This window comes from Actinoallomurus acanthiterrae, assembly GCF_054775715.1.
In genome coordinates this window covers 10,833,264-10,857,257 of sequence record NZ_BAAHCO010000001.1, presented here as the reverse complement: position 1 = coordinate 10,857,257, position 23,994 = coordinate 10,833,264, and the positions used below count along the sequence as shown (strand labels likewise).

Below are 23,994 nucleotides of genomic sequence, written 5' to 3'. Positions count from 1 at the left end.
TTCGCCGGGTGCGCGGCGGGCGTGTTCTTACGGACCGCGCCGTTCCGCTCAGAAGGTGATGTCGCCGTGGAAGTCGCGGGTCCGGACGACGTCGCCGGTGACGGTGTTGCCGACGGCCCCGTCGCCGGCCAGCGCGTGCTCGGCCCGGGCCACCCAGTGGCGGACCTGGACCGCGCCCTGCGGGTCGCGGGCCGAGTCGGCGATCAGGGCCTCGGCCAGGGCCCTGATCGAGTCGGCGTCGCCGGGGCGTTCCCCGAGGCGCTTGGCGGCCTCGACGGACGTGCTGCGACGGCCGAACGCGCGCCGAACGACCGAGCTCAGGTTGTCCCAGAGCTGCTCACCGACCTTGCCGGTAGTCCCATCGAAGATCTTCGACAGGAGAGTGACGAGCGCCGACACCGATACCGGATCCACTGTGCGCCCTCCGACGTTCGGGACTATGCCGACAGACTAAGTCCTCTGCGGACCCGGTGCCCGTGAACCCGCCACGCCGTACGAATACGGTGGGTTCACGGCCCGCACTCCGGGCAGGGGACGCATCGAGGCGCGAGACGCGCGGAGAGCGGACGGACGAGGCACTGAACGCGCGACGGGCGACGCGCCGTGGAGGGCGCGCCCGCACCGGACGCACCCATCGACGGCGGGACCATTGATGAACCGACTGAAGAACGCCACGAGCCCGTACCTGCTGCAGCACGCGGACAATCCCGTCCACTGGTTTCCGTGGGGGGATGAGGCGTTCGAGGAGGCACGGCGCAGGGACGTGCCCATCCTGCTGAGCGTCGGCTACTCCGCATGCCACTGGTGTCACGTGATGGCGCACGAGTCCTTCGAGGACGAGCAGACCGCGCGGCTGATGAACGAGCTGTTCGTCAGCGTCAAGGTGGACCGCGAGGAGCGCCCCGACGTCGACGCGGTCTACATGGAGGCCACCCAGGCGATGACGGGTCAGGGCGGCTGGCCGATGACCGTCTTCATGACGCCCGGCGGCGAGCCGTTCTACTGCGGCACCTACTTCCCCCGGCCGCACTTCCAGCAGCTCCTGCGCGCCGTCGACCAGGCCTGGCGGGACAAGCACGACGACGTGATCGCCCAGGGGCGGAAGGTCGTCGACGCGCTCGCCGGCCAGGCCGCCATCGGCGGTGAGGGCGCCCTGGAGCCGGAGGTGCTCGACGCGGCCGTGCGCGACCTGGCGCGGTCGTACGACGGGGCGAACGGCGGGTTCGGTGCGGCGCCGAAGTTCCCGCCGTCGATGGTGCTGGAGTTCCTGCTCCGCCACGCCGCCCGGGGCGGCGACGGCCTGGCGATGGCCGAGGGCACGCTCGAGGCGATGGCGCGGGGCGGCATGTACGACCAGCTCGGCGGAGGGTTCGCCCGCTACTCGGTGGACGCCCACTGGGCCGTGCCGCACTTCGAGAAGATGCTGTACGACAACGCCCTGCTGGCGCGCGTGTACGCGCACTGGTGGCGGCTGTCCGGCGGCCCGCTCGCCCGCCGCGTCGCTCTGGAGACGTGCGACTGGATGCTCCGGGACCTGCGCACGCCGGAGGGCGGGCTCGCCAGCGCCCTCGACGCGGACAGCGAGAACGCCGAGGGCCGCCACGAGGAGGGCGCGTACTACGTCTGGACGCCCGGCGAACTGGCCGGGGTCCTCGGCGAGGACGACGGGGCGTACGCGGCGGCGCTGTTCCAGGTGACCGGCGCCGGCACGTTCGAGAACGGCATGTCCGTCCTGCAGCTGCGCGCGGACTCCGAGGACGAGGAGCGGTACGCGCGGATCCGGGCCGTGCTGCTGGAGGCGCGGACCCGGCGGGTCCCGCCGGGCCGCGACGACAAAGTGGTCGCCGCCTGGAACGGCCTGGCGATCGCGGCGCTGGCGGAATGCGGCGCGTACTTCGAGCGGCCGGACCTCGTCGCCGCCGCGGAGGACGCGGTACGGCTGCTGCGGGAGACGCACTGGCGGGACGGGCGACTGCTGCGCACCTCGCGCGCGGGCCAGGCCGGGACCAACGCGGGCGTCCTCGAGGACTACGCCGACTTGGCCGAGGGGCTGATCGCGCTGTACGGCGTGACGGGCGAGGCGGCCCACGCGCGGTTCGCCGGGGAACTCCTGGACGTCGTCCTGGAACGGTTCGCCAACGGGCACGGCGGTCTCTACGACACCGCCGACGACGCCGAGCGCCTGTGGAAGCGCCCGCAGGACCCCACCGACAACGCCACCCCCTCCGGCCGGTTCGCGGCGGCGGGAGCGCTGCTGTCGTACGCCGCGCTCACCGGTTCGGCCCGGCACCGGGAGGCCGCCCTCGCGGCCCTCGGCCCCGTGACGCCGCTCGCCCAGCGACACTCCCGCTTCGCCGGGTGGGGGCTCGCCGTGGCCGAGGCGGTGCTCGCCGGGCCGCTGGAGATCGCCATCGCCGGCCCGGCGGACGATCCGCGCACGCGCGAACTGCACCGGGCGGCGCTGCTCGGCGCGCTGCCCGCGGTCGTCGCCACCGGAACCGGAGTGCCGCTGCTGGAGGGCCGGACACCGGTCGACGGGAGGCCCGCCGCGTACGTCTGCCGCGACTTCACGTGCCGGCTCCCGGTCACGGAGGTCGGCGGCCTGCAGGAGCAGATCCGGGCCGCCGCGAAGCGCTGATCGCGGTCGGCGGACACCGGTACCGCATCCGGCAGGCCCATGATGGCGGAGCGCTGATCGCGGTCGCGGACACCGGTACCGCATCCGGCCGGGCCATGATGGCGGAGCACCGATCGCGGCCGGCGGACACCGATATCGCATCCGGCCGGACCGTAATGTCGTGATCGGCCCGCTCTGTAGTCGGACTCATTGGAATCTTTGTCAATATTGATCCGTGCGGGCTTGATCTTTGCGTTACGGCAGTGTTACCTCAGAACGAGCGCCCGCACGGCGTGCCGAACGGGCGGACAACAGTGGCCGACGAGGCGCGTGGGCATCTGGACGACCATCGCGGTCGTAGGTCATAGTCGTACAACGCACTGGGGACGAGGGAGGGCGCCGTGCGCTGGGCGAGCCGCCGCATGCTGCCGACGGTCGTGGGCATTTCACTGGCAACCACCGTCGCCGCCGATTTCGCGATCGTGCTGGCTGGGCCGTTGAAGCCCGTGACGCAGCTCGCCGACGGTCGCTATGTCGCCGCGGCGGACAGCACGAGCTACCGGGTGGCCGGGCTCCAGAAGACCATCACCCCGCACCTCCTGATCGCCTCCCCGCAGTCGCTTCCCGCGGACGCCGTCGAGAAGGTCCGCCAGGCGAAGGACGTCAAGGCCGTGGAGGTCGTCGACGCGGCGCGCGCGTTGGTGGGCGGCAAGCGGGTGGGCATTCTGGGCGTCGAGCCGTCGACGTTCCGCGCCTACACACCCGAGGCGAGCGCCAAGTCCGACGCCCTGTGGAACAACATCGCGGGCGGCGACGTCGCGATCTCCTTCACGATGGGCCAGGACGGCGGCATCCCGCTCGCGTCCCAGACGCAGATCGGCGGCCAGAGCCACCAGACGTCCGTGCGCGTCGGCGCCTACGCCACGATGGGCATCGACCAGGTCGACGCGGTGGTCTCGCACTACACCGCGCAGACGATCGGCATGCCGTCCGGCAACGCCCTGCTCGTCAGCGCCCCGCACGCGAACCTCGTCAAGCTCCGCAAGCAGCTGGCCAAGCTCCTGCCCAAGGGCACCAAGATGGCCACGCTCGAGTCGCGGTTCGACGGCCCGACCGTGCCCGGCGGCGGCGCCGGCTCTCCCGGTCGCGTGCTGACCGCCACGCAGGTCAGCACCGTCATCCGGGCCGCCGAGTCCAAGATCGGCATGCCGTACGTCTGGGGCGGCGAGTCGGACAGCGAAGGCGGCTACGACTGCTCCGGCCTCGTGCAGTACGCCTTCGCCCAGGCCGGCATCAAGATGCCGCGCACGGCCGACATCCAGGCGTTCACCGGCTGGCGGCTGCCGTACAGCCAGGCCCAGCCGGGCGATCTGCTGACGTGGAAGAACGACCCGACCTTCAACGGCGTCTCGCACATCGCGATCTACCTCGGCAACAACAAGATGGTCGTCGCGCGGCACACCGGCACCCTGATCCAGATCCAGGACGTCTACCTGAACAACTTCTGGGGCGCCATCCGCGTCAACCCCCAGCTCTCCGCCACCAAGGCCTGACCCCTGCCGGGGCGACCCCTGGGACCTGCCGCACGCCGCGTGAGCGGCGCACGGCGTGTCACAGGGGGCAGCCCGCGATGAGGAAGTCGACCCCGCGGTCGAGCAGCTCGACGATGTCGGTCTCGCCGTCGGCCTCCACCCAGCCGAGTATGGCCGTCTCCCAGACGGCGATGACGGCCGCGACGAACGCCTGAAGCTCGAAGTCGCTCGCCGGTCGGCCGACCCGGTCGGCGAGCGCCTCGATGATCACGTGCTGGGTGACCTTCGTCTGGTCCCACTGCCGTGACCGCAGAGCCGGGACGGACAGCATCATCCGCGTCCGGTCGAACATCCGCTGCCGGTCCGCCGTCACCATGTCGCTCACCATCTCGCCCATGACGTTGCGCAACGCCTCCACGGGAGGCAGCTCCGGCGGCTGCGCGCGGATAGCGTCGACGATCAACGCGTCGTACTCGTCGGTGAGCACGGTGTCCTCCTTGGTGGGGAAGTACCGGAAGAACGTGCTCGGGGAGACCTCCGCCGCCTCGGCGATCTGCTCGACGGTCGTCGCGTCGTACCCCTGTTCCCGGAAGAGCCGGAGCGCGTGCTCCTGGATGGAGCGCCGGGTCTTCAGCTTCTTCCGTTCGCGCAGGCCGAGACGTTGTTCGAGCGACCGTTCAAGCGGAGACGTACTCATGCGTCGATTGTCCGTTACTCAGGGGGGCGGTGGCACCTCGGCGCGGCAGGAGGATGAGGGCGAGGATCGCCGCGGCCACCATGATCCCGGCCCCCGCTAGGAGGGTGACGTCCATGCCGTGCGTGAACGCCGCCCGCGCCGAGTGGAGCAACTGCGGGTCGTGCAGGCGCCCGGCCACCGCGAGCCCGCCGCCGACCCCGGCCCGCGCCGCCTCGGCGGCCGCGGGCGGCAGCCCGGCCACGTCCACGTGCCCGCGGTAGCCGGAGGACAGCAGGCTGCCCAGGACGGCGGCTCCGAACGCCCCTCCGACGAGACGCACGGTCATGAGAACGGCGGAGCCGACGCCCGCCTGCTCGGCTGACAGCGCGCCCATCGCCGCCGTCATCGCGGCGGGCAGCATCAGGCCCATGCCGAGGCCCGCGACGGTCAGCCAGGCGGCGGCCAGGCCGTACCCCGATCCGGCGGTGGTGGTGGCGCCGGCGACCATCGCGGTGGCCATCACCAGTCCGCCGGCGGCGATGGTGACGCGGGCGCCGAGCCGCCTGACGAGCAGCGCGCTCAGCCGGGAGGCCGCCAGCAGACCGCCGATGAGGGGCAGGAGCCGGACCCCGGATCCCAGCGGGCCCGTCCCGAGGACGGCCTGGAAGTACTGCGGGGCGACGAAGAGCACGCCGAACATGGCGAAGGTCATCAGCGTGGCCGGGACGAGACCCCCGGTGAAGCTCCGGTCGGCGAAGAGACCCAGGTCGACCAGCGGGTGGCGGACGCGCCGGGTCCACAGCACGAAGGCCACGAGGGCGACGGCGCCCGCGGTCATCACGCCCCACACACCAGGGCTCGACCAGCCGTAGTCCTCCTCCTGGATGGTGCCGTACACGACGGCGACCAGGCCGCCGGTCGACAGCAGGAGGCCGGCGAAGTCCGGCCGGGGCGCCGTGGTGGACCGGGACTCGGGGATCAGGACGAGACCGAGCACCAGGGCCACCGCCGAGACGGGGATGTTGATGAAGAAGATCGAGCCCCACCAGAAGTGGTCGAGCAGGTAGCCGCCGATGATCGGGCCGAGCGGCAGGCCCAGGAAGGACGCGCCCGTCCAGGCGGCGAGCGCCTTCGGCCGCTCCTCGGGCGGGAAGACGACGAGCAGCACCGACATCGCCAGCGGCGTGATGGCCGCCGAGCCGACGCCCATGAGCGTACGGGCGGTGATCAGGCCGGCGGGGCTCGAGACGAGCGTGGCGAGCACCGAACCGGCCAGGAACAGCACCAGACCGGCGAGCAGCGTCTTCTTGCGGCCGTACCGGTCGCCGATCAGCCCGGCGGGGATGAGGAGGGTTGCGGAGACGAGGGTGTACGACGCGACGATCCACTGGAGCGCGCTGGTGCCGGCGTCCAGCTGGGCGGAGAGGGTCGGGAGAGCGACGTTGAGCGCGGTCAGGTCGAGGCCGACGGCCAGGAGGATGACGACGAGGGCGCCGAGCACCCACCACCGCCGGGATCCGAGGGAGGTCATGACAGCTTCTCCTCAATGATGGTCTCTATGAAAAGAGAGTAACTGTCAAAAGTGGTCCGCTGTCAACCTCTCGCAGCTCTTGGCGCAGTCCAGGTGCCGTGTAATCATGATTACATGACTACGACAGAAGCAGCGGAGGAGAAGCTCCGCGGATGGTTCTCCGGTCGCCTGCCCGAGGATTGGTTCGACGGACCGCCCAGCGTTGTGCTCGACCGGGAGGAGATCAGCGTCATCGGCCGGCTCGCCGAGCCGGATCTCGCCGAGGGTGCGTCCGACGCCGAGCGTGCGGAGGCCGTCGCCGGGCAGATCCAGCGCTTCCGTGAGGAGACCCGTGACCAGCGGATCGGCATCGCGCGCGAGGCCGAGCACCGCTTCGCCCGCAAGGTCTCCTGGGGCGTCGAGTGCGGCGATGAGAAGGTCATGTTCACCACGCTGTCCGTGCCGGTGATGACCCGCCTCCGCCAGCCCGAGCGCAGGGTCCTCGACACGCTGGTCGACGCCGGGGTGGCGCGCAGCCGTAGTGACGCGCTCGCCTGGTGCGTCCGTCTCGTCGGGAAGAACGCCGACGAGTGGCTGGCCGAGTTGCGTGACGCGCTGTTGCACGTGGAGCGGGCGAGGGCCGCGGGCCCCCAGGTCTGACGTGGAGCCGACGGGGGTGCCGACCTCGGGCCTGACGCCGAACGGGCGCGGGGCACGGACGCCGGGCCCGAGCCGAGCGGGCATGGGGATGCGGGGTCCAGACCCGAGCCGAGCGCGCACGGGGGCGTGGGGTCCAGGCCCGAGCCGAGCGCGCATGGGATGCGGGGTCCAGACCGCGCGCGGGGCGCGGTGCCCAGGCTCGGGCACGGTTCGCGCGCCTCTGCCTGAGACTGCCGAGGCTCGCCCCTCGGCTTCCGCATTCGAGAAAGTCCTAAACGCGCGTGAAACAACGAGGAATTGTCAAGAAGGCCGATCAAGAGACGCCGTTCGGTCCAGACCAAAGGTCTAATCCAGTGGTCTAATCCAAAGGTCTATACCAATTCGCCATAAACGACCTTCCTTCCGCTGACAAGTGCATGACGGGGGGATGTTCAAAATGCCGTACGTGGGTACACTCACGAAATCCCGACCAACAACCCATCGGGTGTCCCCGTGCGAAGGAGCGATCGTGGCGTACGAGGTCAAGGCCAGGTCCGTCGAGTGGAATCCGACCGCGGCCCGACTGCGTGAACTCACCGAGAAGATGCCCAACTCCCGGTTGACCGAGTTCGGCAACGTGGTGGTGAAGGCCCGGGTGGACAGCCGGAGCGCGAAGTCCACCTACATCGTCGAGGACTCCACCAACACCGCCAAGCAGACGATCACCCGTGACGAGTACGACCGCGTCGCGGCCGCCCAGGACGCCCACCTCGCCGGGCGGGACGTGGTCGTGGTGGACGGCCACATCGGCAGCGACCCCGCCTTCCGCACGAAGGCGCGGCTGGTCATCGATGCCGCGAACGCCAACATCGCCGGGATGCAGAAGCAGCTCTACTACCCCGCCGGGGAGGACTACGACCCGGCGACCTGGGACCCCGACACGACCGTCGTGTACACCCCGAACCTCCCGATGGAGGGCTACCCCAACGACCGGCTCATCGCGGTCGACCTCAATGCGAACATCACGCGGGTCTTCAATTCGGACTACTTCGGGGAGTCCAAGAAGGGCGGCCTGCGGATGTGGAACAACATCGTATATGAGCGCGGTGGCCTTTCCCTGCATGCCGGATGCAAAGTGATCCCGGTGGGCGGTGCGAACAAGACGGTCCTCATCGTCGGCCTGTCCGGCACGGGCAAGACGACGACGACTTTCACCACCCAGCTCGGCAGCAAACCGGTGCAGGACGACTTCCTCGCCTTGATGCCGGAAGGTCGTGTCTACACCACCGAGAACGGCTGTTTCGCCAAGACATTCGGCCTGGACCCGAAATTCGAGCCGACGATCTACAACGCCACGGTGAAGCCCGACGCATATCTTGAGAACGTCTCGGTCGACGCCGACGGCAAGGTCGACTTCTTCGACACCTCCTACACCAAGAACGGGCGGACGACCTGGCCGTTCAAGTACGTCGACCCGTGGCCGGCGGACCAGGTGGAGCCCGCCGAGTTCCTGCTGATCCTCAACCGCAACGAGAACATCGTCCCGGGCGTGGCCCGGCTCGACCGGGCGCAGGCGGCCGCGTACTTCATGCTCGGCGAGACGACGGGCACGAGCGCCGGCGGCAAGGACGAGGAGGGCAAGTTCCTGCGGGTGCCCGGCACCAACCCGTTCTTCCCCCGCGACATGGCCGACATGGGCAACCGGATGCTCGAGCTGCTCGACAGCCACGAGCTGAAGGTGTTCGTGCTCAACACCGGACGCGTCGGCGGCGGTGAGGGCGACGACCGCGCCAAGAAGGTGACGATCCCCCATTCGTCGGCGATCGTGCAGGCCATCGTGGAGGACACGATCGAGTGGGAGGACGACCCCGACTTCGGGTACGAGATCGCGTCGTCCCTGCCGGGCGTCGACGACCTCGAGATCCTCCAGCCCCGGCGGCTGTACGAGCGGCAGGGCCGCCTGGAGCAGTACGACGCCATGGTCGAGCGTTTGAAAGCCGAGCGGCGGGAATATCTTTCGTCCTTCGCCGGTCTGGACGAGGCGATCGTCAAATCGATCGGCTGACCAATCCCGGGGATGGGTGGCCCCGGTGGCGGAGCACCGCCACCGGGGCGTTTCACGACCGGCGGCCGAGCACGCGGGACCAGACGTTTCACGACCGGCAGCAGGGCATGCGCGACCAGGTGTTTCACGACCGGCGCCAGGGCATGCGCGACCAGGTGTTTCACGACCGGCGGCACAGCACGCGAGACCAGAAGTTTCACGGTCGGCGGCAGAGCGCAGCCACCGGACGTTTCACAACCGCCGATGGCGCGAAGTCAGATTGAACGTCCGGTCAAGTATCCCGCGAGCTCTCGATTTGCTCCAAAACAGCAATCTACGCTTACTCATGTGGCAGAACTACGCTGCGTCGACGGGTCGCGGCTCGAGGTGATCATGGTCCCGTCCCGGGACCGGGGCGGCACCCCGTACGAGGTGACACTCGAGCTCCGGCGTGACGGGCGGTCGTTCGGCGCGGTGGGCGAGCGCTGCGGGTACTTCCTGGCCACGCTCGCCCGCCGGGTGACCGCCGCGCGCGTCGACGGCTCGCCGGAGGCCGGCTCCTGGCCCGACGACGCCGACCGCTTCCCCGACCCGGCCTCCGCGGACGCGGGCACGCCGGGACGGGACCGGCTCGTCTCCCGCGAGCCCGAGCTCTTCGCGTTCCGCCGCCGGGAGCGTACGGACACGGCCGGCGCGGGCGAGCTCCGCTGTACGCTCCGCACGTCCTGCACCTGGCTGTCCGGCCCGGGGGACCGCGGCGGAGAGTGGCGGCGGTCCCGCAGGGCGGTCGTGGAGGCCTGGGGCTCGGACGGCCACGGCGTACGGGCCGTACTGACCTCCGAGGAGCTCGCCGACTTCCTGGCGACCCTGGTGTACGAGGCGCGCCGGGTGGGCGCCGATTACCGAGACGTCTTCGCGAGTTCACCGGTACGCGCCCGGCATGCGCCCTCCGGGGCGATAATTGACTGCTGATTCCCCCTGGCGTCGATGAAGAAGGTGCGGGCATATGGGCTTGCGAGACCTGGTCTACAAGCTTTACGAGCGACGGCTCGAGACGAGGCTCAGCCCTGACACCACACCGCGGCACATCGGCGTGATCCTCGACGGCAACCGCCGGTGGGCGCGGTCGATGGGCCTCGCCGACGTCGCCAGGGGCCACCAGCGGGGCGCCGACAAGATCTCCGAGCTGGTCCAGTGGTCGCAGGAGACGGGCGTCCAGGTGGTCACCCTGTGGCTGCTGTCGACGGACAACCTCTCCCGCCCGGCGGAGGAGCTCGAGCCCCTGCTGCAGATCATCGAGAACACCGTGGAGGACCTGGCCGGCCAGGGCTGGCGCGTCCAGCCTGTCGGCGCGCTCGACCTTCTGCCCGACAAAACCGCACGTGTGCTGAAGCAGGCCGCCGAAAGCACATCTGACGCTCCTGGTCTGATTGTGAACGTCGCGGTTGGGTATGGAGGTAGACGTGAGATCGCTGATGCGGTGCGCTCACTCCTGCACGAGCACGCCAGCAGGGGCACCAGCATCGAGGAACTGGCCGAGATCCTCGATGTGGAGCACATCGCGGAGCATCTGTACACCCGCGGCCAGCCCGACCCGGATCTCGTCATCCGTACGTCGGGAGAGCAACGCCTGTCCGGCTTCATGCTCTGGCAGAGCGCCCACTCGGAGTTCTACTTCTGCGAGGCCTTCTGGCCTGACTTCCGCAAGGTCGACTTCCTGCGGGCGATTCGGTCCTACGTCGCGCGGCATCGGCGCTACGGCTCCTGAACCGTCTGTTACGCGTTTCCGACAGGCCGATTACGGCCGTGTTAGGAATCGGTGCGCGTCTGTTCTCGGGCGGTTCCATCGGCCTAGCGTCGTACCAGGTCCCCCCGAGGAAAGGGTGCTCTCCCGGGCGACTCGCCTGGGTTGGTGCCCGAAGGAGAACGAGTGGCCACACCTTCCGCCACCCGGCGCACGTACGTCCTCGACACCAGCGTTCTGCTCGCCGACCCGGGGGCGCTGACCCGGTTCGCCGAGCACGAGGTCGTACTCCCGATCGTCGTGATCACCGAACTCGAGGCCAAGCGCCACCACCCGGAGCTCGGCTACTTCGCGCGGAACGCCCTGCGCACGCTGGACGACCTGCGGGTCGCCCACGGCCGCCTGGACGAGCCGCTCCCCGTCGGTGATCAGGGTGGAACGGTCCGAGTCGAGCTCAACCACTCGGACCCGTCCGTCCTGCCGGCCGGATTCCGGCTCGGGGACAACGACACCCGGATCCTCTCGGTGGCGCTGTCGCTGTCCCACGAGGGCCACGACGTCGTGCTCGTGTCCAAGGACCTGCCGCTGCGGGTCAAGGCGGCGTCGGTCGGCCTCACGGCGGAGGAGTACCGCGCCGAGGCGGTCGTCGAGACCGGCCACACCGGCATGGCGGAGCTCGAGATCGGCTCCGAGCAGATGGAGGATCTGTACGACAACGGCCGGCTCGACCTGGAGGAGGCGCGGGATCTGCTGTGCCACACGGGTCTCCGGCTGATCTCGGCGGGCGGCTCCGCGCTCGGGCGGGTGATGCCTGACAAGTCGGTGCACCTCGTCCGGGGCGACCGGGAGGTCTTCGGTCTGCACGGACGGTCGGCGGAGCAGCGGGTAGCACTGGACCTGCTGATGGACGAGGAGATCGGCATCATCTCGCTCGGCGGGCGGGCCGGCACCGGCAAGTCCGCGCTGGCGCTGTGCGCGGGCCTGGAGGCCGTCCTCGAACGCCGCAGTCACCGCAAGGTCGTGGTGTTCCGGCCGCTGTACGCCGTCGGTGGGCAGGAGCTCGGCTACCTCCCCGGCACGGAGAACGAGAAGATGTCGCCGTGGGGGCAGGCGGTGTACGACACGCTGTCCGCGATGACGACGCCGGAGGTCGTCGAGGAGGTCCTCGACCGGGGCATGCTCGAGGTGCTCCCGCTGACCCACATCCGCGGCCGCTCGCTGCACGACTCCTTCGTGATCGTCGACGAGGCGCAGTCCCTCGAACGCGGCGTGCTGCTCACGGTGCTCTCGCGCATCGGCACCGGCTCGCGCGTGGTGCTCACCCATGACATCGCCCAGCGGGACAACCTGCGGGTCGGCCGGCACGACGGCGTCGTCGCGGTGGTCGAGAAGCTCAAGGGCCACCCGCTGTTCGCGCACGTGACCCTCACCCGGTCCGAGCGCTCGCCGATCGCCGCTCTCGTCACCGAGACGCTCGGCGACGTCGGCGTCTGATCCGCGTACGACGTACGGGGCTCCCTCGATTCGATCGGGGGAGCCCCTTTTCGTCACGTGCCGGAGTCGCCCGAATGACCACTGTCATGGTGTGACCAACGTCACATAACGATAGTGGCTCTTCGGAAAACCCTGCTAGGAGTGCAAATTCAGCCGATTGTGCCTGGTGTGACGTGATTAGTCGTGAGATCAGTCACGCCGTTCCGGTTGCGGAGTACCCCCTGTCTTAGAGCAGTGTTATCCGCCGTAAGCACTCCTGCGGGACGCCCCCCGGTCCCCGGCGTGACCCCCCGTACGCCATATGCCGGGAGAAGGCGGCCCGCCCAGGGTGCCGTGAGAACCACGACGGCGCCGGGGTGAAGGCACTCGTACGCGTGCCCATGCGCGTGCGACCGTCGGAAGGACCGCCTTGTACGGAGACCGTTTCGGGTCCCCCGGGCGAGACGATCGACAAGACGGCACGGAGCCTCACGGCCCGTGGGACGACGCTCGTTTCCCCCAGAACCAGCCCTCGTCCGAGGACGTGAAGGTGGCGGGTACTCCCATCGCGCCGGAGCCCGAGCGGCCTGATCTTTCGGGTGCCACTTCCGCCATGCCCGTCTCCGGGATGGCCGAAACCGCCCACGAGGACGAATTCGAGGCCACCCGCCACGACTTCGGCGCTCCCCCTCCCGGCGGCCCGCAGCCTCCGAACCCCTCCGGCTCCGGAGACGACGATTTCGAGTCGATGCGCCGAGGCTCCCGCTCCTCGGGCAACAAGCTCCTCAAGATCGGCGCGATCGCCGCGGCCGCGGCCGTCGTCGTCGGCGGTGGCACCGCCGCGTTCGCCCTCACCGGCGGCGGTGGTTCCAAGCCCACCGCGAAGGCCGCCGACCCGTCCACTTCGGTGCAGGCCCAGGCGCAGCAGCCGGCCCCGCTCACCGACGCGCAGCGCAAGAACATCGAGAGCGAGCGCCGCAAGACGCTGAAGCAGCGCGCCCTGCGCGCCGCCCGCAGCGAGAAGGACCGGCCGAAGCTGCTGGCGAAGGGCGAGCCGATCCCGACCAAGACGCCGACCACCGACCCGGGCTCGGGCGGCGGGGGTGGGGGTGGCGGCGGAGACGCCGTCCCGGCCAACGAGGCCCAGAAGATCGCCCGGAACATGCTGTCGAGCTTCGGCTGGAGCCCGAGCTCGCAGTTCAGCTGCCTGGTCAGCCTGTGGAACCGCGAGAGCGGCTGGAACACCCACGCGGCCAACCCCTCGGGTGCGTACGGCATCCCGCAGGCGCTCCCGGGCTCGAAGATGTCCAGCGCCGGGCCCGACTGGCGGGACAACGCCACCACCCAGATCAAGTGGGGACTCGGCTACATCAAGGACCGCTACAGCACCCCCTGCGGGGCCTGGGGCCACTCCCAGTCCACCGGCTGGTACTGACAGACCCTTCTCCGGCCCGGCGGCCACCGGCCGCCGGGCCTTCCCACGGCTCGCGAGACGCCCCGTGGGAGCCGAATCGCGGCGGATCACCGCCGCACCGCCCCGGATGCCCGGCCGTTCCACACGGCCGGACACGGCGCCCCGCAGGGACGCCGACCGGTCGCCCGGTCGCCTTCACCCCCGCTCTACGAAGGCAGCTCCGGCCGAGGCGGACACCGCTCGTCGCGCGACCGGCGCGGCGGCCGATGAAAGGCCCTTATTGTTCCCCAAGCGCCCACGTGGGCTCTCTGCGGTCAAGGCCGGAGCACTCGCACTCGGCATGTGCCTCACCGTCGGCCTCGCCGCCGAGGCACCGGTCCAGGCCGCGTCGCCGACCACGGCGGCCGAACGCGTCGTCGCCGTCAGCGCGCAGAAGAAGCTGACCCGCAAGCAGCGGAATCAGCGCATCGCCAAGCCGCTCCTGAAGAAGCGCTGGCCTCACCACTCCTCCCGCTGGTACGGCACGCAGTTCAAATGCCTCGCCAAGCTGTGGGACCGCGAGAGCAGTTGGAACCACCGGGCGCACAACCCCTGGTCGGGCGCCTACGGCATCCCGCAGGCACTGCCCGGTAAGAAGATGCGCACCGCCGGCAAGGACTGGCAGACGAACCCGGCGACCCAGATCAAATGGGGTCTGAAGTACATCAAGGGCCGCTACAAGACGTCGTGCGGCGCCTGGTCGTACCAGCACCGCCACGGCTACTACTAGTCCGAATCGAGCCGCCGGCGCATCTCAACACTCCTGATCAGCGGCAAGAAGTCGGTAAAACAACGGCACAAACGCGGCCGGGAGCGGTGTCGAACCACGCGCGGCACGGAAAGTGTCATGGCGTGGTGACGGACCGCACGCGTTCGGCGACGGACCGTCACCGTCACTCCGAAGCGCGAGACCTCGCGTACGGCGGCCCCTGAGGGGGCCGCCGTCCGACGGCCCGGTCGCCCTCGGGCAGCCGAACGGCGGAGTGAAGGCCTGCACGGAGCGCGACCGGCGCCCCGGCTGACGGAAGAGCCGACTTGGATCTCAGACTGACGGGACTCTCCCGGAGCGGCGTGGCCGCGCTCGGCAGTGCCGCCGCCCTCATCACCGGCCTGGCGGGGGAGCCACCCGCCCGCGGCGCCGTGACCGCCCACGCGTGGCCCGCGATGGTGCAGCCCCGGCTGCCGGGGCTGACCATCACGGAGCGCAACCGGATGCTCGCCCTGCCGTTCCTCGTCGAACACGGCTGGTCGTACCGGCAGTACCAGTGCCTGGACCGGCTGTGGATGCGCGAGAGCAGCTGGAACCAGCGGGCCCGCAACCCGTGGTCGGGCGCGTACGGCATCCCGCAGGCCCTCCCGGCGGCGAAGATGCGCACCGCCGGGCCGGACTGGAAGACCAGCCCGGCCACCCAGATCAAGTGGGGGCTGGGCTACATCCAGAGCCGGTACGGAAACCCCTGCGCGGCACTGGGCCACTCAGGGTCCGCCGGATGGTACTGATCCAGGCGTCCCTTCCCGGCCGGCCCCGTCCAAGGGCCGGCCGGAAAGCGGTCAGGAACGGGAGGGACGGGTCATCGCCAGGACGTCGAGAGCGGCGTCGAGCTGTTCGATCGTCAACCGGCCCGCGTCGACGTGCCCGCGCTCGAGGACGACCTCGCGGATGGTCCTGCGCTCGCGCAGCGCCTGCTTGGCGACGGCCGCCGCCTCCTCGTAGCCGATGTAACGGTTGAGCGGCGTGACGATCGACGGCGACGACTCGGCGTACTCGCGGCACCGGTCGGCGTCGGCCTCGATGCCCTCGACGCACCGGTCGGCGAAGAGCCGGGACACGTTCGCCAGCAGGCGAATCGACTCCAGAAGATTGCGGGCGAACATCGGCAGCATCACGTTGAGCTCGAAGTTGCCCGCCGCGCCACCGAACGCGATGGCGGCGTCATTGCCGATCACCTGTGCGGCGACCTGGCACACCGCCTCCGGAATCACCGGATTCACCTTGCCCGGCATGATCGACGAGCCGGGCTGAAGGTCGGGCAGCCGGATCTCGCCCAGCCCCGCACGCGGCCCCGAGCCCATCCAGCGCAGGTCATTGGCGATCTTCGTCAGGCCGACCGCGATCGTCTTGACCGCACCGCTGGTCTCCACGAGGGCGTCGCGCGCCCCCTGAGCCTCGAAGTGGTTCCGGGCCTCGGTGAGCGGCAGGCCGGTGGCCCGCGCCAGCTCGGCGATGACGCGCTCGGCGAAGCCCGACGGGGTGTTGATGCCGGTGCCCACGGCGGTGCCCCCGAGCGGCAGCTCGGCGAGTCGCGGCAGCACGGCCTCCAGCCGCTCGACGCCGTACCGCACCTGCGCGGCGTACCCGCCGAACTCCTGGCCCAGCGTGACCGGGGTGGCGTCCATCAGGTGCGTCCGCCCCGCCTTCACGACGGACGCGAACTCCTCGGCCTTGCGGTCCAGCGCCGCCTCGAGGTGCCGCAGGGCGGGGATGAGCTTCTGTACGACCAGGCCGGTCGCCGCGATGTGGATGGACGAGGGGAACACGTCGTTGGACGACTGCGAGGCGTTGACGTGGTCGTTGGGGTGCACGGGCAGGCCCAGCCGCTCCTGGGCGAGGGTGGCGATGACCTCGTTGGTGTTCATGTTCGACGAGGTGCCGGACCCGGTCTGGAACACGTCGACCGGGAAGTGCGCGTCGTGCTCACCGCCCGCGACCTCCAGAGCGGCCTCCGCGATCGCGTCGGCCATCCCCTTGTCGACCACCTCGAGCTCGGCGTTGACCTTCGCGGCGGCGGCCTTGACGTGGCCGAGCGCGGCGATGTGCGCGCGGTCCAGCCGCTGCCCCGAGATGGGGAAGTTCTCCACCGCCCGCTGGGTCTGGGCCCGCCACTTCGCCCACGCGGGCACCCGTACCTCCCCCATGGAATCGTGCTCGATCCGGAACTCCTGCTCTTCGCTCATCGCCCTCTCCCGAGCCGGTCGATTCGTCCCCGCTACCGACTTTAGAGACGGCGGCACTCCACCGATCGGCGGGGCACCGGGTGCGTCAGCGAGCGAGCGTCCGTACGCCCCTAGGGGAGTCCTGGCGGTCTGCCGCGGCGGCGCACCGTGGAGTCGTGCGCCGGCGAGGGACTCTCGTACGCCCTGGCGCTCCGTGGCGGCGGCGCCGCGGAGGCATCGGCGTGCCACGGGCTCGTACGCCCGACGGGTCACGGCGCTCGGCCGTGGCGGCGCGCCGGGGAGGACTCAGCGTGCCAGGGACTCGTACGCTCCGACGAGCCACTCGATCGGGCCGGTGGCGGCTTCCGGCCCGCGGCGCAGGCGTACCCGGATCCGGGCGTGAGAGGTGCCGGAGGGAAGGCTCAGCGTGGCCGGCATCGTGATCCGGTGCCCGCTCGCGGCGCAGTCGCCGCTCACCGTCCGGCCGGGGGCGCCCAGCGCGTAGGCCGTGAAGGACAGCCGGCGGGCACCGGGCCGGCAGACGACGAGCACACCGATGCGGCGACCGCGGTCGGGAACGCTGAGCGTGATGGCCGAAGTGCCCGGCCAGTCGCCGCCCTTCTTCGCGACCCGGCGCGACACCGGCCGGTCGGACGCGTCCAGCAGCGTGGCGGGCAGGAGGCCCTGCGACCGCGCGGCGGCAGGAGGCGGCGCGGAGGACACGACGGAGGGGGTGCTCGGCGCCGACGTGCCGACGGCGGGCGAACGGCCGTCCGACGGCGCGCCACGGCGGCCGGCACCCCAGCCGTTGAGCCCGGCGAACACACCGGCCCCGACCGCGAGCGCCAGCACGGCGGCCGTCACGGCGGGGAGCATGCCCGGCCGGTCCAGCAGCCGCCGGTGCCGTGCGGACTTCGATCCCGGCGCCTCGGAGACCGCCGGCTGCGGGAGAGGCAGCCATCCGGCCGTCTGCCGCGCCGCCGGTCGTTCCGCCGGTCCGCCCTCCGGCCCTTCGCTCGCCGCCCGGTCCTGTCGCGTGAGGTTCTGGCCGGACCGCCCGAAGCCGGGCGGGGTGGCCTGGGCGGATCCGGACCGGCTAGGGCCAAAGGGAGTCCGCCCCGACCGTTGTGACGGGCCGTGGCCGGGAGGGGGCGTTTCGGATCGTCGCGACGGGTCGACACCTGGTGGAGTCGGCCCCGATCGCCGTGACGGGTCGACGCTGGGAGGGGTCGTCTCGGGTCGTCGCGACGGGTCGAGGCCGGGAGGGGGCGGCTCAGGCCGCTGTGACGGGTCGAGGTCGGCAGAGGGCGTCTCGGACCGCCGCGATGGGTCGTGGCTGGGAGGGGTCGTCTCGGGTCGCTGTGACGGGTCGTGGCCGGGAGGGGGCGTCCCGGGCCGGCGCGATGGGTCGTGGCCGGGTGGAGTCGGCTCCGGTCGCCGGGACGGGTCGAGGTCGGGTGGTACGGAGCGGGATCGCCCGGATCGGCCGAGGCCGGGAGGCGTGGGCTGGGCCCGGCTGGGCCGCCGGGGGCCGGACAGGTCCCGGCTCGACCACTCGTGACTGGACCGCCGGCTCGAGCGCGCCCGCGCGGACTCGGCCGGCCGGGCCGGCAGCGGTGGGGCCGTGGAGGCGGCCAGCAGGGCGGCGGCGCGTTCGGAGGTGAGGCGCCGTGCCGCGTCCTTCTTCAGGAGTCCCTCGAGCAGCGGGCGCAGCGACCCGGCGCGCACCGGAGGGTCGGGCTCGGAGGTGACGAGGGCGCTGAGGGTGGCCATCGCCGTCTCGAAGTCGTACGGGGGCCGTCCTTCGACGGCGGCGTAGAGCGTGGCGCCGAGCGACCACAGGTCGGATGCCGGCGACGCCCGCTCGCCCCGGGCGACCTCCGGGGCGACGTACGCGGGCGAGCCCATGAACGTGCCCGCCTGGGTGAGCGTGGTGGCGCCGTCGTACGTCGCGATGCCGAAGTCGGTCAGCACCACCCGCCCGGAGGTCTCCAGCAGGACGTTGCTGGGCTTGACGTCACGGTGGACGATGCCGGCCTCGTGCGCCGCCCGCAGCGCGTCGAGCAGCTGCCGGCCGATCTCCGCGACGCGTACGGGGGAGATCGGGCCGTCGTCGACGAAGACGTCCTCCAGCGACCGGGCCGGGACGTACTCCATGACCAGCCAGGGGCGGTCGTCCTCGACCACCACGTCGTACATGGCGATGAGGTTCGGGTGGTCCAGCCGGCCCGCGGACATCGCCTCGCGGTTCGTCCGCTTGATGAGGTTGATCCGCTCCCGGGGCCTCAGGCTGGGCGGGAGGTGGACCTCCTTGACAGCGACTTCACGCTCTTCGGTCTCGTCGTACGCCCACCAGACCGTGCCCATGCCGCCCCGGCCGATCTCCTCGCGAAGCCGGTAACGGCCGGAGAGCAAGCGATCCTGGGACTCGGCCACGAAGCGCAAGATACCCGCGTGCGCCGGTCGCGGCACGCGGATCCTTACCGTGATCTTGCACTCAGGTCGGCACCGCTGCAAGATCGGAGCTGACAGGCAGGTCTTGTGTCGACGCCATCGGAAGAGGCGTGGGGATGGAAACCTTTTCGGCTTCGGGGCTCGGCGGACCCACGGTCGTCGCCTCCGGCGTGCTGCCGCTCGAGATCGACGACCCTGTGTCCATCGGGGGACACAGCCTGGTCGCGAGGCTGGGCTCGGGCGGCATGGGTGTCGTCTACCTGGGACGCGACCAGAACGGCAGGCTCGTCGCGGTCAAGACCGCGCGTCCCGAGGACGCCGACGACCCCGACGTGCGTCTCCGCTTCCAGAGCGAGGCGAACTGCGCGCGGCGGGTCCCCGCCGGGTGGACGGCACGGGTGCTCGCCGACGGTACCGCCGAGCGGCCGCCGTACCTGGTCACCGAGTACGTCGATGGTCCCTCGCTGGCGCACATCGTCGACACCGACGGCCCGCTGCGGCCCGAGCAGCTGCGCGCGCTCGCCACCGGCGTCGCGCGGGCGCTGGCCGCGATCCACGGGGCCGGCCTGGTGCACCGGGACCTCAAGCCCGCCAATGTGCTGCTGACCCCGACGGGGCCGCGCATCATCGACTTCGGCATCGCGCAACGCCTCCCCGCGTCGGGCGGGCCCACGAAGGACGGCGTGGTGATGGGCAGCCCCGGCTGGATCCCGCCCGAGCGGCTGACCGGGCGGCCCGCGACCAGCGCGTCCGACGTCTTCGGCTGGGGCTGCCTCGTGGCCTACGCCGGGACTGGCCGCAACCCGTTCGGCCAGGGTGACGGCGACGAAGTGGCGGGGCGGACGATCCACGATCCGCCCGACCTCGACGGGCTGCACGAGCCGCTCCGCCCTCTGGTCACGGAGGCGCTGGCGAAGGACCCGGCGGAACGGCCGCGGACCGCTGAGCTGCTGGCGAGGCTCGGGGGCGATGTCACGGCGCCCACCCAGATCCGCCATACGCGGCGGCCGGTGGTGCCGACCCTGGCCGCCGTCGCGTTCGCGGCCGCGGCGGTGGCGGTGGCCGTCACGGCCACGGTCGGCTCCGGACCCGACGAGAAGGAGAAGCGGCCGGCTCCCGGCAACGGCACCGTTACCTCACCGCACCGAAGCACCCCGGGCGTACACCCCGGTGGCCGTATGCCGCCAGGGCCCGAGGCCGCCCGTACTCCGCCGCCCAGCCAACCCGCCGCGTCGCACACGCCGGCGAGGACGAGCCCGGCCGTGACAACCCCGACGACCAAGGCCGCCAAGCCCGGCCAGACCGGCAACGGCCAGACTGGCAACGGCCAGACCGGCGACAAGGGCAAGGGCAGGGGCAAGGGAAACGGCGGCGGCAAGAAGGTCAAGGTCAAGTAGCCGCCGGTACGACATCGACCGCGACGGCAAGGGCGCCGTGCACTGGAACCGGCCCGACTCACCGTCGATCTGATCTCGTCGCCCGGCGCGCCCCGGAGAGCGCGCCGGACGGCGGTCGCGGGCGGGTCAGCGCCGCCCGATGGTCAGCAGCGGCCCGGTCGTGTCGGCGAAGAAGTCGTCCTTCTCATCTCGCAAGGGGAAACGCGGTAGAGTCCTCGCGTGATCAGTCACCCCCGCGTCCTCGGCACCATCAGACTCAGCGTCGAGCACGATGACACCACCTCCCCAGAGCGCCAGCGAGGCCACATCGAGCACTGGACGCATGGCCCGGCGGTCATGGGGACCATCATCGGCTGGGCTGAGGATCTGGACGTCTCCGGCAGCGTAAGCCCCTTCAAGCGGCCTGGGCTGGGGAAGTGGCTGAACCATCGGGCCGACGAGTTCGATGTCATCTGTGTGTGGAAGCTCGACAGGCTGACCCGTCGGTCCCGTCACTTCGCTGAACTTGTGGACTGGTGTCGCGAGCGCGACAAGGCAATCGTCTCCACATCGGAATCGCTCGACTTGTCCACACCTATGGGCAAGATGTTCGCGCAAATCATCGCTGCGTTCGCAGAAGGCGAGCTGGATACCATCCAGGCGAGGGCGCTGGATGCCTCTCGAAAACTCCGCGAGAAAGGAGCGTGGTTCGGTGGGGTGCTGCCGTTCGGTTTCCGCTTCACCGATCGGGATGACGGCGGGAAGGGGCTCATCCAAGACCCCGAATATGGTCCTCTTCTGCGAGAGTTGTATGAGCGAGTCATGGACGGCACGCCAGTCCATCGACTAATGAAGGAACTGAATGCGTCGGGTACTCCGACGTGGCGTGATCACCTTCGTATCGAGTCGGGGAAGGAATCCAGAGGAACGCTCTGGTCATCGAAGGCGATCCAGCAGGCGTTGATGAGTCCACGAACTGTTGGCTACCTCCTTCACAATGGTGAGGTCGTCGAAGGTGACGATGGGGAGCCTGTGTTCATTACCGACGAGCCAATCCTCAGTATCGCCGAATGGCAACAAGTCGTTAAGAAGCTGACGGCAATTAAGAAGCCTGCTACTCGGACCCCGAAGGAGCCGTACCTTCTCACCGGTGTCGCCAAATGTGGGATCGATGGTGGATCTCTATACGTCAAGCGGAACACGGTTAAGCGTTCCTATAAAGACGAGCCGGACGTCTACCGGGTCTACACCTGTAGGCATGCTTATTCCGGAGTCTCGGAGGAGTGCCGTACGGCCTGCGATGAGACAGTTCTCGATGAGGCCATCGAGAATGCGCTTCTAATAGCTACGGGTGACTCCGAGGTTTATGAGCGAACCGCTACGCCGCAACGGGAGCTTGAAGCCGAACTAGCGCGGATTTCTGCGCGACTTAGTAAGCTTGAAGCGGACTATGTGGCCGGAAAGTACGATGGTGAGGGCCAAGACGAATCTTATCTGCGAATGCATGAGATGATTACCAAGAAGAAGGCGGCGCTTTCGGTGCAAATCGCTCAGCTTCCGGCTTCGGAATACGTAGGTACAGGTAAGACGTTCAAGGAAGTATGGGCTGAGAAGGGGGTAGAGGAACGTCGTTCATTTCTTATCGAGCATGATGTCAGAGTGCTCGTCTGGAAGTCGAAGAGGGGAACGAAAAACCCTCATATCAAAATAGAGATACCTGACATCCCTAGGATGATGACCACTGTCGGCGTTCGTGACGCCTTGGAATCAGACATCATCGTTGTAGACGTCAACATGCCGGAACATCTGAAAAGTATCTCGGTGGAAGACGCGCTGGGGCAGAAGATCAATCCGGCGGGAGGCGAAATCCGTAACGCGAAGCATCCAGCTATCGTGATAAGTCTCGATGATATATCCGGTCAGCCGACTTTCGAAATCAGGAATTAGGCAGGCTTCTCGCCTGCCTCCTGGACTCCGTAAGCACCCCGCTGGCGTTTCACCTGCTCCCGCTTCAGTTTCTTGTCCTCCGCAATGCCGAGTTCGTCGGCCAATCGTTCGAGGTAGTCCTGACCCACTTCGACGCACCGGTATCGGTCGCCACCTTTTGGACCGGAACCCTCGTCGATCTCTGCTAGGCCGAAGGCGACAAGGCGCTTAAGGGACCGTCTTACCGTCTGGGCGTTCAGACCGGTTAGTTTTGAGGCTTCTGCTATCGACACGTAAGAGTCGGGCAGCTTTGCCCAGACCTCGGCCAGCCTTCCCCCAAGTGCCCGCTGTGAAGTGAACACGGGATGCGTTACATCCCTAGTGCATACTCTATCTGTCCCCCCATAGGTTGAGTATGTACTAACTTTGTCACTCATCTCTAGGTTGAAGATGTAAGTATGAGTCTTGCCTACTGGCTCACCCCTAGTGAGCCAGCCTCGGTCTACTAGCCGATTCAGTGCGTTCCGCACTGTGGCTTGGGATCTCCCGGAGTCCAAATGGAGATCCCTGATGCTCGCCATAGGCGAGTAGGAAGAGTGTTGTAGTCCAAGCCTGATCACAGCGAATAGAACATCTCTGTCTGCGCTGCCAGTCTTACCAGGGAACGGAGCCCGTTCCGCGATGTCTCGGTAGCCTGCCATATGTTCGGCAAAGGCTTCTTCATCGAAGCCTGGCCTGATGTCTTCTTCTTTAATCCACTTGGCTACGTTGTCGTAGGTGTCCTGAAGGTACTTAACTGCGAAAGCGGGACCTCTCTCCGCTTGAAGCTCTATCGCCTTGCCGCTCGCAGCATTCCGAGGGTTAAGCAGATCTTCTACAAAGGCATCGCGCTTGATCTGTGCCTGCACTGCACGGCAGGCAATACCGGCGATGAGTCGATGTCTAGCGACGGTGCCATCAGGCATCCGATACTTGCCTGCAACATCCCCGTCTTTCAGAAGACGCCTATAACGCTCTCTCAAGCGCTCAGACGATTGAGGGATTGTCTGGTTAGGACCTAGCTTCTCCAATGCCTCAGAGACCGTCTCAGGCGCTATGAGCGCCACAGGGTGAGCGTTCCTGTGCGGTGCAAGCGGCGGCCTGGTCGCCTGCCTATGCCTGACACTCTCGCCCGGAAAATCGAAGTTAGCTCTGAGAACTTCTCGGAAGTCTTCTTCGGAGATGTCTTCTGGAAGGCGAATCCAAAGATGCCTGTGTCCGTCTCTTCCTGAAGCCACAAAAACGGTCTGTGCATTCAGCCGGCCTTCAGCCCATTTCTTGACCCTGAGACCTAGTTCAACTAGTTCAGGTGAATCCAAGTCGAGCGCTATCAATCCCGGCTTGGGCTCTACTGCGAACGCGAGACCGGTGGAGACTGCCTCTTCGAGAGGCACCCACCCTCCAGCAGTGTTGTCCTGGTTGATGAGGAGGGCTCTACCTCCAGGCTTCGCCACGGCACGGGCGAGCGCCAAGACGTCATCTGCACTGGCCACTTCGGGGGAACCTCCAGTCTCGCCACTCAGGGGAAGCACAGTGTACGAGCGCTCAGAGGGTCACTACGCCACGAAGAAGCCCCG

At 69.1% G+C, this 23,994-nt stretch carries 18 protein-coding genes; 12 read left to right on the top strand and 6 right to left on the bottom strand.

From position 1 onward, the window contains the following. Positions 1–48: 48 nt before the first annotated feature. Entirely contained in the window at positions 49–414 is a 366-nt protein-coding gene (locus ACYVF7_RS51200; RefSeq protein WP_460354285.1) for a hypothetical protein, read from the bottom strand. A 238-nt stretch (positions 415–652) separates the two neighbouring features. Here ACYVF7_RS51200 and ACYVF7_RS51195 point away from each other — a divergent pair, with 238 nt between their 5' ends. Both ACYVF7_RS51195 and ACYVF7_RS51190 read left to right on the top strand, forming a co-directional pair. Beyond that, positions 653–2,638, top strand: a complete 1,986-nt coding sequence (locus tag ACYVF7_RS51195; RefSeq protein WP_460354283.1) for a thioredoxin domain-containing protein — start codon at positions 653–655, stop codon at positions 2,636–2,638. A 380-nt stretch (positions 2,639–3,018) separates the two neighbouring features. Continuing rightward, positions 3,019–4,170, top strand: coding sequence for a C40 family peptidase (locus ACYVF7_RS51190; protein ID WP_460354280.1), 1,152 nt, complete (start codon positions 3,019–3,021; stop codon positions 4,168–4,170). 58 nt (positions 4,171–4,228) lie between these two features. On the opposite strand, the gene ACYVF7_RS51185 is transcribed toward ACYVF7_RS51190, so the two are convergent. Both ACYVF7_RS51185 and ACYVF7_RS51180 read right to left on the bottom strand, forming a co-directional pair. Further along, on the bottom strand, positions 4,229–4,846 hold the full coding sequence (locus tag ACYVF7_RS51185) for an acyl-CoA-like ligand-binding transcription factor (protein ID WP_460354278.1): 618 nt from the start codon (positions 4,844–4,846) through the stop codon (positions 4,229–4,231). Beyond that, positions 4,827–6,356, bottom strand: a complete 1,530-nt coding sequence (locus tag ACYVF7_RS51180) for a DHA2 family efflux MFS transporter permease subunit (RefSeq protein WP_460354276.1) — start codon at positions 6,354–6,356, stop codon at positions 4,827–4,829. The genes ACYVF7_RS51185 and ACYVF7_RS51180 overlap by 20 nt, the downstream gene beginning before the upstream one ends. Positions 6,357–6,470: 114 nt before the next feature. Between ACYVF7_RS51180 and ACYVF7_RS51175 the strand changes: the two genes are divergently transcribed. The 8 genes from ACYVF7_RS51175 to ACYVF7_RS51140 all read left to right on the top strand — a co-directional run bounded on the left by ACYVF7_RS51175 (position 6,471) and on the right by ACYVF7_RS51140 (position 15,188). Further along, a complete protein-coding gene (locus tag ACYVF7_RS51175; RefSeq protein ID WP_460354275.1) occupies positions 6,471–6,995 on the top strand; it encodes a hypothetical protein in 525 nt (174 codons plus the stop codon). Between the two features lie 508 nt (positions 6,996–7,503). After that, positions 7,504–9,039 (top strand): phosphoenolpyruvate carboxykinase, encoded by a 1,536-nt coding sequence (locus ACYVF7_RS51170; protein WP_460354273.1) that lies wholly within the window; start codon positions 7,504–7,506, stop codon positions 9,037–9,039. A gap of 327 nt (positions 9,040–9,366) precedes the next feature. Beyond that, entirely contained in the window at positions 9,367–9,990 is a 624-nt protein-coding gene (locus ACYVF7_RS51165; protein WP_460354270.1) for a hypothetical protein, read from the top strand. Positions 9,991–10,024: 34 nt separating this feature from the next. Then, a complete protein-coding gene (locus tag ACYVF7_RS51160; RefSeq protein ID WP_460354268.1) occupies positions 10,025–10,786 on the top strand; it encodes an isoprenyl transferase in 762 nt (253 codons plus the stop codon). A gap of 162 nt (positions 10,787–10,948) precedes the next feature. Further along, positions 10,949–12,256, top strand: a complete 1,308-nt coding sequence (locus tag ACYVF7_RS51155) for a PhoH family protein (protein ID WP_460354266.1) — start codon at positions 10,949–10,951, stop codon at positions 12,254–12,256. 529 nt (positions 12,257–12,785) lie between these two features. Continuing rightward, a complete protein-coding gene (locus tag ACYVF7_RS51150) occupies positions 12,786–13,670 on the top strand; it encodes an aggregation-promoting factor C-terminal-like domain-containing protein (RefSeq protein ID WP_460354264.1) in 885 nt (294 codons plus the stop codon). Positions 13,671–13,929: 259 nt separating this feature from the next. Further along, positions 13,930–14,418, top strand: a complete 489-nt coding sequence (locus ACYVF7_RS51145) for an aggregation-promoting factor C-terminal-like domain-containing protein (protein ID WP_460354262.1) — start codon at positions 13,930–13,932, stop codon at positions 14,416–14,418. Positions 14,419–14,723: 305 nt separating this feature from the next. Continuing rightward, positions 14,724–15,188 (top strand): aggregation-promoting factor C-terminal-like domain-containing protein, encoded by a 465-nt coding sequence (locus ACYVF7_RS51140; RefSeq protein WP_460354260.1) that lies wholly within the window; start codon positions 14,724–14,726, stop codon positions 15,186–15,188. A 51-nt stretch (positions 15,189–15,239) separates the two neighbouring features. On the opposite strand, the gene ACYVF7_RS51135 is transcribed toward ACYVF7_RS51140, so the two are convergent. Together ACYVF7_RS51135 and ACYVF7_RS51130 are read right to left on the bottom strand one after the other, a co-directional pair. Then, complete coding sequence (locus ACYVF7_RS51135) at positions 15,240–16,643, bottom strand: class II fumarate hydratase (RefSeq protein ID WP_460354257.1); 1,404 nt, start codon at positions 16,641–16,643, stop codon at positions 15,240–15,242. A 285-nt stretch (positions 16,644–16,928) separates the two neighbouring features. After that, positions 16,929–19,058: a serine/threonine-protein kinase gene (locus ACYVF7_RS51130; RefSeq protein WP_460354254.1), complete on the bottom strand. Its 2,130-nt coding sequence runs from the start codon at positions 19,056–19,058 to the stop codon at positions 16,929–16,931. A gap of 134 nt (positions 19,059–19,192) precedes the next feature. On the opposite strand from ACYVF7_RS51130, the gene ACYVF7_RS51125 reads away from it, so the two are divergent. Together ACYVF7_RS51125 and ACYVF7_RS51120 are read left to right on the top strand one after the other, a co-directional pair. Then, positions 19,193–20,473, top strand: a complete 1,281-nt coding sequence (locus ACYVF7_RS51125; RefSeq protein ID WP_460354252.1) for a serine/threonine-protein kinase — start codon at positions 19,193–19,195, stop codon at positions 20,471–20,473. A gap of 219 nt (positions 20,474–20,692) precedes the next feature. After that, positions 20,693–22,399, top strand: coding sequence for a recombinase family protein (locus ACYVF7_RS51120; RefSeq protein ID WP_460354249.1), 1,707 nt, complete (start codon positions 20,693–20,695; stop codon positions 22,397–22,399). Here ACYVF7_RS51120 and ACYVF7_RS51115 read toward each other — a convergent pair. Beyond that, positions 22,396–23,910, bottom strand: coding sequence for a hypothetical protein (locus ACYVF7_RS51115; protein ID WP_460354246.1), 1,515 nt, complete (start codon positions 23,908–23,910; stop codon positions 22,396–22,398). The genes ACYVF7_RS51120 and ACYVF7_RS51115 overlap by 4 nt on opposite strands. Between the last annotated feature and the right edge of the window lie 84 nt (positions 23,911–23,994).

Bases quoted from the DNA above. Each gene is read 5' to 3' on its own strand.
- ACYVF7_RS51180 (WP_460354276.1), bottom strand. From the start codon at position 6,356: ATGACCTCCCTCGGATCCCGGCGGTGGTGGGTGCTCGGCGCCCTCGTC.
- ACYVF7_RS51135 (WP_460354257.1), bottom strand. From the start codon at position 16,643: ATGAGCGAAGAGCAGGAGTTCCGGATCGAGCACGATTCCATGGGGGAG.
- ACYVF7_RS51185 (WP_460354278.1), bottom strand. From the start codon at position 4,846: ATGAGTACGTCTCCGCTTGAACGGTCGCTCGAACAACGTCTCGGCCTG.
- ACYVF7_RS51175 (WP_460354275.1), top strand. From the start codon at position 6,471: ATGACTACGACAGAAGCAGCGGAGGAGAAGCTCCGCGGATGGTTCTCC.
- ACYVF7_RS51160 (WP_460354268.1), top strand. From the start codon at position 10,025: ATGGGCTTGCGAGACCTGGTCTACAAGCTTTACGAGCGACGGCTCGAG.
- ACYVF7_RS51125 (WP_460354252.1), top strand. From the start codon at position 19,193: ATGGAAACCTTTTCGGCTTCGGGGCTCGGCGGACCCACGGTCGTCGCC.
- ACYVF7_RS51195 (WP_460354283.1), top strand. From the start codon at position 653: ATGAACCGACTGAAGAACGCCACGAGCCCGTACCTGCTGCAGCACGCG.